11 protein-coding genes and 3 pseudogenes are annotated in these 10,908 nt (G+C 35.0%); 13 read left to right on the top strand and 1 reads right to left on the bottom strand.

The features are described from left to right. Positions 1–281: 281 nt before the first annotated feature. The 10 genes and pseudogenes from AC0N32_RS19465 to AC0N32_RS19420 form a co-directional block, all read left to right on the top strand. Positions 282–470 (top strand): annotated as a pseudogene (locus tag AC0N32_RS19465) (RHS repeat-associated core domain-containing protein); the annotation flags it as partial. Between the two features lie 680 nt (positions 471–1,150). After that, entirely contained in the window at positions 1,151–1,537 is a 387-nt protein-coding gene (locus AC0N32_RS19460) for a hypothetical protein (RefSeq protein ID WP_476395494.1), read from the top strand. A 9-nt stretch (positions 1,538–1,546) separates the two neighbouring features. Then, a complete protein-coding gene (locus AC0N32_RS19455; protein ID WP_476395493.1) occupies positions 1,547–2,680 on the top strand; it encodes an RHS repeat-associated core domain-containing protein in 1,134 nt (377 codons plus the stop codon). A 2-nt stretch (positions 2,681–2,682) separates the two neighbouring features. Next, positions 2,683–3,096, top strand: a complete 414-nt coding sequence (locus AC0N32_RS19450; protein ID WP_476395492.1) for a hypothetical protein — start codon at positions 2,683–2,685, stop codon at positions 3,094–3,096. Between the two features lie 91 nt (positions 3,097–3,187). Next, positions 3,188–3,448: pseudogene (locus tag AC0N32_RS19445) on the top strand (RHS repeat domain-containing protein); the annotation flags it as partial. Between the two features lie 376 nt (positions 3,449–3,824). Next, a complete protein-coding gene (locus AC0N32_RS19440; RefSeq protein ID WP_476395491.1) occupies positions 3,825–4,658 on the top strand; it encodes an RHS repeat-associated core domain-containing protein in 834 nt (277 codons plus the stop codon). Next, a complete protein-coding gene (locus tag AC0N32_RS19435) occupies positions 4,655–5,050 on the top strand; it encodes a hypothetical protein (protein WP_476395490.1) in 396 nt (131 codons plus the stop codon). The genes AC0N32_RS19440 and AC0N32_RS19435 overlap by 4 nt, the downstream gene beginning before the upstream one ends. Positions 5,051–5,277: 227 nt before the next feature. Further along, positions 5,278–5,976 carry a lysozyme family protein gene (locus AC0N32_RS19430; protein WP_476395489.1) on the top strand — a complete coding sequence of 233 codons (699 nt, stop codon included), beginning with the start codon at positions 5,278–5,280 and terminating at the stop codon, positions 5,974–5,976. A gap of 3 nt (positions 5,977–5,979) precedes the next feature. Next, complete coding sequence (locus tag AC0N32_RS19425; RefSeq protein ID WP_476395488.1) at positions 5,980–6,516, top strand: hypothetical protein; 537 nt, start codon at positions 5,980–5,982, stop codon at positions 6,514–6,516. A gap of 239 nt (positions 6,517–6,755) precedes the next feature. Then, positions 6,756–6,908 (top strand): annotated as a pseudogene (locus tag AC0N32_RS19420) (RHS repeat domain-containing protein); the annotation flags it as partial. Here AC0N32_RS19420 and AC0N32_RS19415 read toward each other — a convergent pair. After that, on the bottom strand, positions 6,889–7,353 hold the full coding sequence (locus AC0N32_RS19415) for a PDDEXK nuclease domain-containing protein (RefSeq protein ID WP_476395487.1): 465 nt from the start codon (positions 7,351–7,353) through the stop codon (positions 6,889–6,891). The pseudogene AC0N32_RS19420 and the gene AC0N32_RS19415 sit on opposite strands and share 20 nt — an antisense overlap. 409 nt (positions 7,354–7,762) lie before the next feature. Here AC0N32_RS19415 and AC0N32_RS19410 point away from each other — a divergent pair, with 409 nt between their 5' ends. The 3 genes from AC0N32_RS19410 to AC0N32_RS19400 all read left to right on the top strand — a co-directional run. Then, the gene (locus AC0N32_RS19410) at positions 7,763–8,068 is read left to right on the top strand and encodes a DUF4134 domain-containing protein (RefSeq protein ID WP_159476324.1); all 306 of its coding nucleotides are present in this window, start codon (positions 7,763–7,765) and stop codon (positions 8,066–8,068) included. Positions 8,069–8,079: 11 nt separating this feature from the next. Continuing rightward, complete coding sequence (locus AC0N32_RS19405) at positions 8,080–8,445, top strand: DUF4133 domain-containing protein (RefSeq protein ID WP_476395486.1); 366 nt, start codon at positions 8,080–8,082, stop codon at positions 8,443–8,445. Further along, the coding region (locus AC0N32_RS19400) for a TraG family conjugative transposon ATPase (RefSeq protein ID WP_476395485.1) at positions 8,408–10,908 on the top strand (2,501 nt) is incomplete at its 3' end. The genes AC0N32_RS19405 and AC0N32_RS19400, both read left to right, overlap by 38 nt.

Genomic DNA, 10,908 nt, shown 5'->3' with positions numbered 1-10,908 from the left:
CTTACATATTATTTGTAAAATTAAATTGAAAATAAACTCTTATTTTGACAAAAATATCATTGCTGTCAAAAAAAAGTTGTGACGCGCTTTTAAGTCCCTATTTATAGGCAATCCAAAATTTATTTTTTTTCAATTGAAATAAAAAATCTACATGGAATTTTATTTTTCAACTGAATTAAATTTTTATATTTGAAAAAGCGAGCAAGCGAAGACGATCACAGTGAAAAGCCTCGTGCGAGAAAAACCGGAGTAGGAAGTTTTGCAAAATGTGAGCGGGATTATACAACTACAAGTACAACGGAAAGGAACTGCAGACAGAAACAGGAATGTATGATTATGGGGCGAGGTTTTATATGCCGGATATTGGGAGATGGGGCGTAGTGGATCCGTTGGCGGAAACTTCGAGACGCTGGTCACCTTATAACTATGTGTTTAATAATCCTATTAGATTTATTGATCCGGATGAAATGCAAAATAAAGATGTAATTTTGAAAGGTGACCAAGCTGCAGAAGCATTTGAACAATTAAAAAACTCTGCAAGCAATTTGAATTTAAAGATGGATGCAAATGGAAAAGTAACTGGTACTGTAAAAAAGGGAGCAAAAGTTACTGATGCAGAATCAACTTTACTAAGAGCTACAAAAAATAAAAATGTAGTCATAAGCGTGACAGCTCAAAGTAGCAATGTAATAGAATCTGATAACACGGCATTATCAGGAGGGGCATTTAGGGGAAGTACTATTAATTCTGCCTTAGACGCTTCATTAGATGGTTCTCCTAATAAAATAACTCATGCCTCTCAGGTGATAAATCCTAATGATTTGGGAGAGGAAGATTCATTTTATGGTGCTACAAAAGGTGTTGGGGTTATGCATGAAATATTAGAAGCTTATAGTGGTGCAATTAATAGTCCTGGTGCAATTAATATTTTAGGTGAACAAAATAGAGTTTTAGGTCTAGATTGGTACTTAAAAGCACATAATAATGCTAATGAACTTGATCCAAGAATAAATTATCCACTTCAAATTGATAATAATTTTTTACCTAAAACTTCAGATGGAATTCGTAGAATTGAAAGAACAATGTACAAAGATGTTAATGGAGTAAAAGTTACTCAACCATTAAAAACAATTCAAATAAAAAAAAGATAATGAAAATACTTTTAATATCCATTATTACTGTTTTAATGGTTACTTGCTCTGGGATAAAATCTCAAGCAAAACAAAATGATGCGATTGATCAATTTAAAATTATTAAAATTGATAGTACTAAAAATATGTATTTCATACAAATTCGGAATAATAATATTAAAGAATTACTAGTGGCTGAAAAAGATTGTAAAATTAAATTTTATATTAAAAATAAGATAAAAATAGGAGCAAGTTATTCATTTAAAATCGATCCCATAGATGCATATTTTAATGATGATGACTTTCAAAAGTTTGGGTTTAAGGTAGACAATGTTGATGTAAAATCTCTTACAGAGGGCACTGTTTACACAAGCGATAATCTTTGCGGCCTTTATCTGATTAAGTAAATCTTGTAGTTGCTGCCTTTTGAGAAAAGTTTATACTTTTCTTTTATAATCTTATGTATTATTTTACAATATACTCAAGAAAATAATCTAAACAGGTATCTAGATGGTTCCCTGTTTTATTTTTATTATAATAAGCTTCACGGAGACAATCAGTATATTTACCAGTATAAAGATCATCTTGGAAATGCAAGTATAAGTTTCGGAAGAGACAGCTCTGGTAATCTGGAACTGGTGGATGTGAATGATTTTTATCCGTTTGGGATGAATCATTTGAAGATTGGGAATGCTTTCTTCGGAACAGGTTCCTATAAAAATTACAAGTACAACGGTAAAGAATTGCAGGAAACAGGAATGTATGATTATGGAGCAAGATTTTATATGCCGGATATTGGAAGATGGGGCGTGGTGGATCCGCTGGCGGAGAAACATAGAAGACACAGCCCTTATAATTATGCTGTTAATAACCCAATTCTTTTCATTGATCCCGACGGTAGGGATATTAGATTTGGTGATAATGTTTATTCATATCAAAAAGATCGGGATTATAGTAAAATTAAAAATGAATTTGATAGAAAGACCTATGAGGCATTAGATTATTTATATTCTACCGGTGCTCTCAATGTTACAATAGGTGAAGGTAAAGAGGCTAAAACCGTGAACATTATGGACGAAATGATTAATGATAAAAAGAACACTTTTACAATTAATGAGCAGACAGAAAGTGGTAAAAAAAACGAATTCGACCCTAATAGTAAATCTGTAAAATTCAATACGTCAGAAGGTATAAGGTTTAGGAAGGATGGCACAAAATCAACATTGGAAGAAGGTAATGTTGGTTATAACAGCCCTTCCTCTAGACTTGGTCATGAAATAATTCATGGATATAACCTTTTTTCAAATCCAAAAAAATATGGAGAAAAGAATAGTAATAAATATGATAATAATACTGATAAGTCGATAATGACACCAGACAATAGAAATGTAGGATTTCCAGATCAAGAAGAAGAATATACAACAACAAATTTAGGGAATCAAATGAATGTGAAACTTGGGGAAGATAAAAGAACTAATTATGGAATAATACCTTATACGGTAGAAAGTGTCACATCAACAAAAATTAAACCGCCTTCAACTCCAAAATAATCATGAAAATTAAATATTTATTACTAATGTTGTTGATTGTTGCTACATCGTGCAGTAATCAACGGATTGCATTATTTTATTATAATGGCACGGCTAATAATGGCAAATATTTCTTAGGTTCTGATTTGAAATATTTCTTTTTAAAGGATAATGACATAACGAAAACTCTTATTGAAAGTAAAAGGATTAGTAAAGAATTTTCAAAAATTAAAGAAGAAATTATTGCAAAAAATAACATTGTCATTCCTGATGATAGCTATTATGTATTTGCATTTCTTACAAAGAAGGATACATTATTTGCCGATAACAGATTAGAATTTTGGAGATATAAAGATAAAGGCATTTCATATAAGTTGAATGATTCTTCAAAAAAAATCATATTGAAACATTATAAGCTGAATATTAACCAACAATGATACATTTCGGATTTGTAATCCGTGCGCAACAATAAAAAAAACCACCGTTTTTGCAGTGGGCTTAATGATTTTTTCATAAGGCAGTAGCATAGAAGTTATTGAAGAAAACAATTATTATCCTTTTATGAAAGATATAATGCGTTGGCTGGGAATCCTGCGTATCAATACAAGTATAATGGAAAGGAACTTCAGACAGAAACAGGGATGTATGATTATGGGGCGAGGTTTTATATGCCTGATACTGGGAGGTGGGGTGTTGTTGATCCGTTAGCGGAGAAGATGAGAAGATATAGCCCATATAATTATGCGTTTAATAATCCAATAAGATTTATTGATCCGGATGGAAGACAAGGAAAAGATGTTATCATTACAGGAGATAAGGCAGCAGAAGCATATAAAATGTTACAAGCTTCAACAAATTTAACACTTACTAAAGGAGAAGATGGAAATTTGAGAGCGTCAGGGAAAGTAAAAACAAAAGCCGATCAAAGGTTACTGGACTCAATTAATGATTCTGGAAAAACTGTAAAATTGAATGCAACTTCTTCTTATACAATTGGAGATGATGGTTTGCTTATAGTGGGGGCATATTTAGGATCTCATAAAGAAGGTAGTAAAATTATTGGAGATCAAACTGTAAATACAGATCAAGCAAGTAAAATAGAAGAAAATGCTGGAAAGAAAACAACTATTATCCTTTTGGATTAAAGCATGAAGGATATAATGATTTGACAGGAAATCCTTCGTATCAGTATAAGTATAATGGTAAGGAATTGCAGACAGAGACAGGAATGTATGACTACGGCGCAAGATTTTATATGCCGGATATTGGGAGATGGGGAGTAATTGATCCGCTAGCGGAGAAGCACTTTGATTTAAATCCCATGATGTATGCTGCAAATAATCCTATTATGATGATTGATCCAGATGGTAGAGATTGGAGTATTACTGAAAGTTATGATAAAAAAACAAATACAACTCATTATCAAATAACATTTACAGGAGCTGTATTAAATAGTTCTTCAAATAAAAAAATTGATATGAAAAAATTTGCTAGTAGTGTACAATCACAAACTGAAGCCATTTTTAACAATATAGGTAATAATCCAAATATTACAGTTTCAGCAAATATAAATATTAGAACCATTGATGATAAAGAAGATCTTAAAAGTACTGATACACTTATCGAAATAAAGGATTCTGATTCAAAGGATTGTGGTGTTTATAAAGATGGAAAATCTAATGTGGTAGGAAGAGAAATGAATGGAAAAGAAATTTCTGTAAATGAAAAATATGTGGATGATATCATAAGTGGAACAAATAGTAAGACAATGCCGCATGAAATAGGTCACACTGGAGGATTACAACACCCTGCTATGGCATCAAAACAAACTTGGTTTGATCTACCAGAAACATTCTCGACACCTAAAAGTAATTTTATGATACAGGGAACAATAAAAAAACCAAGTGGCTTCACAGTTAATCAAATAAACAGAATGTATAGATTATATAAGACGAATAAGCTAAATAATAAAAAAATTGATCCTGTACAAGAGAGATGAAAAATTTAATTTTAGTAATATTTTTAATTCTTTTTTCTTGTAAAGAAAAAGAAAATTTAACTGAAAAAACAGTAAGTTTTTCTCAGTTAGTCGAACCTCAAAAAAACATCTATGTTGAATTATTATCTTATTATTCAGCAGTAAATAAAAATGAATCAAATTTTTATATATTAAAAGATATCCATACTAATGATACCATATATGTTGTTGATAAAGATAAACTTCCTATAGCTGATTTTATAAAAAATTATAATGGTGTAGAAAATACAGCAATAATTTTGCAGAAAGGAGAATTTAAAAATCAGAGTGAGTATTTAATAAGTATTCCTTCTAATTTCAATTTAAATAATAAAAAAATATATTTAGGAGAACTTATAAGATTGATTGATTAATATCCGGCAAATAATAAGAACCTTGTATTTTTTATGAGGTTACTTATCAATATAAGTACAATGGAAAGGAGTTGCAGGAGACCGGAATGTATGATTACGGGGCAAGAATGTATATGCCGGATATTGGAAGATGAGGCGTGGCTGACTCGAAGGGTGCAGAGTTCCTTGGCTGGTCACCATATAATTATACTCTTAATAATCCTATTCGATTTGTTGACCCAGATGGGATGGCGCCAAATGATATTGTTTTTACTAATAATCATGGTGTAGAACTTCATCGTATTAAAAGTGACACTCAATTTAAAACATATATACAAGCATCAACGAATGCAAGTAGAAATCCTGCCCAAAGTACTGCAGGATGGAAATCGGTTCCTATGCCTAATATAATTCAAAACAGACCACTATCTAATGAAGATGTATCTGGTACAGCTTATCAGGAAAATGATTATCAAATTGCAGCAAGAACAGGTTATTTTAATCAGTCTAAAAATTCAGGTCAACTGAGTTTGGTAACAGAAGGAGGTAATATTATTCCAACCGAAGCTACAAAAGATATACCTGATTTAGACCCTACTTTAGTTAAAGCTATTACTTTTCAGGAATCGAATGCTGGGACAACAGGCACTACTGATATTATGCAGGCTAATGTTCCCGGAGACTGGTCTAAAATGAAGAGTAGCTATCAATTAAATAAAGGTGAAAAGACAAGCGAACCGAACTCGCTACATGCCGGAACAAGAATATTGGCAACAAAAGGATTTAAAGGTGGGGTTTCGGTTGATAAAACGGGGAAAATTACCTATAAATTTCAAGGATGGGCAAAAGCTGTAGAAGCATATAATGGTGGTGGAACAGCAGGCTATCAAAAAAGTGTTTTACAAATGCAAAGACAATCTAAAAAACCTAAACCCGCAGATTATTAAAACATGAAAAGATTTTTTTTGAGTTTAATTATAATTTCATTGACAAGCTGTAACAAAACAGATTTACATGAAAATAATGACAATAAATCTACTAAAACAAAGTTAGATTACTGTGAACGTTGCAGATTATTAGTTTTAGAACAAAATTCTACTAATCAGGACTTTGGATTTATAAAAAAAGGTAAAGATATTGATGAACAAGTAGTCAAATATTTAGGCAATGTTATTACCTCTAAAAGAGAAACGCTAAAAATTTTAACCTCTGTTCATTATACAGGTATTTACGAGGATTCAAAAAGAGGAAGCGGACAGGTTTATATTTATAATTCTCAGAATAAGTTGTTAGGCTTTTATAATTTAGGTTCTGCTTCAGCGATACCTAGCAGTGTAGATAATAATGGGTTGATTTTTAAATATAATAATGAAAATTGTAACCAAACCACTAAAATAAGTCTAAAAAATAATATTCCTAAACAAATATTTGTGCAGTGTACAAAAGATGGTGGAGATATATATAATTTAGAAACTACTCCTAACTAAATCAAACTATTAATATAAACTGAACCCAAAGTTAGACGAATTAAATTAGAAAGGAGTTCGGTTTACACTGAACCCTTTCATAAACCTATTATTAAGTATCATCACATATATACTAATTTTTTATAGTTTATATAAAAATGTTAAGAAAAAATAAATAATCTCACACCTTGGCGCAGAAGCCTCGCTTATCTGGGTAGGTGAACAAAGTACAACGAAAAGGAACTGCAGACATGTAATCAGAGACAGGCATGTATGATTATGGGGCGAGGTTTTATATGCTGGATATTGGGAGATGGGGTGTGGTGGATCCGCTGGCGGAGAAAATGCGTCGTCATAGTTCGTATAATTTCGCTTTTAATAATCCTATTCTTTTTATTGATCCGGATGGAATGCAAAATGAGGACTGGAGGGATAAAAACGGAAAAGAATTATCTTCAGATCAATTAAAAAAAGTAAAGGTTTATATTTTTTATAATCCAAATGCTCTTGATGGTTTTGCATATCAGACAATGCAAAAATATGCTGAATATGAAAAGAAATTTGGAAAAGATAGTGTAAGCCTCTGTGGAAGAATAGAAGATCAATATAAAGATCTGAATTTCCTACCTGCACTTTGTACTCTTCGCTGATAAAAGAAAATCCTTTCATTTTCAGAATGAAATTTTTCATTTGCTGAATAAGATCTTTTTGAAGATCACTTTCATTAAAAGTTTCCGGTAAATTTAAAAAATCAAAAATGTAGCTGTCCTTGAAGGTATTTGCAATATCGACATTAGATTCTCTCAACAGTGTTGAGGGTTTTGGAAATTCTTTATAGGATTCATAAAACTGTTTCATTCTCCAAAGGTTCTAATCTGAAAACCTTTTATATATGGTCAATTACTTTGAATATATTGAGATATTTCCTTTACCACTGACTGTCACATTCGCTCAATTCAACTTTATTACTGATATAAGCACCAATATTCCAATATAAATTGATCATTCAGAATGGACTGCTTTAATGCATTGTTACGAGACTGCTAGATGAGTTCAATAATATTCATGAATCTTTTATCCATAATTCCCTTTTGAAAGTCCCTGCAAATTTACAATAATTTGTAAGTGAACACCCTCAGGTTATGTATCAGTTAACAGCCAAATTATTCCTCATTAATCCATTCCATCAAAAAAAATCGAGAGCTCCGGCACCTTTGTCTTATAGTTCCGCAAAGTGCGGTACACCAAATAAAATTGATGTTTAATTATGAGAAAACAAAGAAAAAAATTACTGCTATCAGGTCTGACCTTTTTAGCAGTAACGGGTGCCTTTGCCCAAGGCAACGGTACCGCCGGGATCAACGAGGCCACGCAAATGGTGACCTCCTATTTTGAACCGGCTACTCAGCTGATCTATGCCATCGGGGCAGTTGTCGGACTTATCGGAGGGGTCAAGGTCTATAATAAGTTCAGCAGCGGTGATCCCGATACGAGCAAGACCGCTGCCAGCTGGTTCGGGGCGTGTATCTTTCTGATCGTGGCAGCAACGATCCTTCGTTCATTCTTCCTATAAATTTTGTTACTATGAATACATATCATATCAATAAAGGAATAGGGAAGACTGTGGAATTCAAAGGTTTGAAAGCCCAATACCTGTTCATTTTTGCAGGGGGATTATTGGGGATACTCGTATGCGTGATGGTCATGTACATGGCTGGAGTCAATACCTATCTCTGCCTTGCGATTGGCGGAGTAAGCAGTGCGATTCTCATCTGGCAGACCTTCTCACTGAATCGAAAATACGGCGAGCATGGCCTGATGAAATTAGGAGCCCGTAAAAAACATCCCAGATATATCATCAGCCGAAAATGCGTCTACCGCTATCTGAAAAGTAAACGTAAAAAGCCAACGTATGAGAAATTCTTCCAAAGCAGCAACCTTGGAAAGTAAATTTCCATTGCTGGCTATTGAAAATGATTTTATCATTTCAAAAGATGCTGATGTTACGGTTTGCTTTAAAGTCAGACTTCCTGAATTGTTCACCGTTGCTTCCGCTGAGTATGAAGCCATGCATTCCGCCTGGTTCAAGGCAATCAAGACTCTCCCTGACTTTACGGTGGTCCACAAGCAGGATTGGTTTATCAAAGAAAACTACAATCCAGATTTGTCAAGAGAAGACCAGAGTTTTTTGTCCAAATCTTTTGAAAGACATTTTAATGAGCGCCCGTTTTTAAATCATTACTGTTATCTGTTCATTACAAAAACCAGTAAGGAAAGAATGCGTATGCAGAGTAACTTTTCATCGCTCTGCAAAGGTAAGCTCATTCCAAAAGAGATTAAGGACAAAGAAATCATCAGTCGTTTTCTTGAAGCTGTTGATCAGCTGGAGCGGATTATGAATGACAGCGGATACATCCATCTTGAAAGGATGACTGAGGATGAAATATCCGGAACTTCTGAGCAGTCAGGATTACTGGAACAGTATCTCACCTTATCCCGTGAAACCCATCCGTCATTGCAAGACATCAAATTAGGGTCAGAAGAAATGCGAATCGGCAACAACCGCATTAACATGCACACCTTATCCGATACCGAAGATCTGCCAGGCACCGTTTCATCGCACAGCCGGTATGAAAAACTGAGTACCGACCGAAGCGACTGTCTGCTGTCCTTTGCCTCGCCGGAAGGACTTCTGCTCAGCTGCAATCACATTTACAATCAGTATCTGTTCCTTGATAACAGTGATGAGAACCTTCGCCAGTTTGAAAAGTCCGCCAGGAATATGCACTCGTTGGCAAGATACAGCAGAGCTAACCAGATCAATAAAGAATGGATTGAAAAGTATCTGAATGAAGCCCATTCTTTTGGACTTCAATCCATCCGTGCCCATTTCAATGTAATGGTATGGTCTGATAATCCGGCAGAGCTAAAGCAGCTGAAAAATGACACAGGAAGTGCATTGGCACTGATGGAATGCAAGCCACGCCACAATACAACGGACACAGCGACATTATATTGGGCAGGAATCCCGGGAAATGCTGGTGATTTCCCAAGTGAAGAAAGCTTCTATACCTTCATCGAACCGGCCCTGTGTTTTTTTACGGAGGAAACCAATTACCAGAATTCGCCCTCACCCTTCGGAATCAAGATGGCCGACCGGCTGACCGGAAAACCCATCCATCTGGATATCTCCGATCTTCCGATGAAACAGGGAATCATTACCAACCGCAACAAGTTTATTTTGGGACCTTCAGGTAGTGGAAAATCATTTTTCACGAACCACATGGTGAGACAATATTATGAGCAGGGTGCTCACGTACTTCTGGTCGATACCGGAAATTCCTACCAGGGATTATGCGAGCTGATCAAAGGAAAGACAAAAGGAGAAGACGGCGTGTACTTTACCTATACCGAGGACAATCCCATTGCTTTCAATCCATTCTATACCGACGACGGCGTCTTTGACATTGAAAAAAGAGAGAGTATCAAGACTTTGATCCTGACTTTATGGAAAAGGGATGATGAACCACCAACCCGTTCGGAAGAGGTAGCCTTGTCCAATGCAGTCAGCGGATATATTGAAAAGATTAAGTCTAATAAACACCATCCTTCATTCAATGGATTCTATGAGTACGTGGAAGATGACTACCAGAAAGTTCTGGAACAAAAGAAGGTCAGGGAAAAGGACTTCGATCTTGCCAACTTTCTCAATGTGCTGGAACCCTATTACAGAGGAGGTGAATATGACTATCTGCTCAATTCAGAAAAACAGCTTGACCTTTTGTCCAAACGTTTCATTGTGTTTGAGATTGATGCCATTAAAGACCATAAGATCCTTTTCCCAATCGTGACCATCATCATTATGGAGGTCTTTATTAACAAAATGCGAAGACTGAAAGGGATCAGAAAACTGATCCTTATTGAAGAAGCCTGGAAAGCGATTGCCAAAGAAGGGATGGCAGAGTACATCAAATACCTGTTCAAAACGGTCAGGAAGTTCTTCGGAGAGGCCATCGTGGTGACCCAGGAAGTGGATGACATCATCCAGTCACCCATTGTCAAAGAAAGCATTACCAATAATTCAGATTGTAAGATCCTTCTGGATCAACGCAAGTATATGAACAAGTTCGATGATATCCAGGCAATGCTGGGACTGACTGACAAAGAAAAATCTCAGGTACTCTCTATCAATATGAACAACGATCCGAAAAGGCTTTACAAGGAAGTCTGGATCGGACTGGGCGGAACCCATTCTGCGGTGTATGCTACGGAAGTTTCTACTGAAGAATACCTGGCTTATACCACTGAAGAAACGGAAAAGATGGAGGTGATGAACCTGGCCTCTGAACTGGACGGCAATGTAGAACAGGCCATCAAGAGGATCTCCCTCAAGAGGATCAAATCCAACAAAGA

Source organism: Chryseobacterium endophyticum, assembly GCF_056333165.1.
The sequence above is the reverse complement of the archived record's forward strand: the minus strand, read 5'-3'. Positions and strand labels throughout refer to the sequence as shown.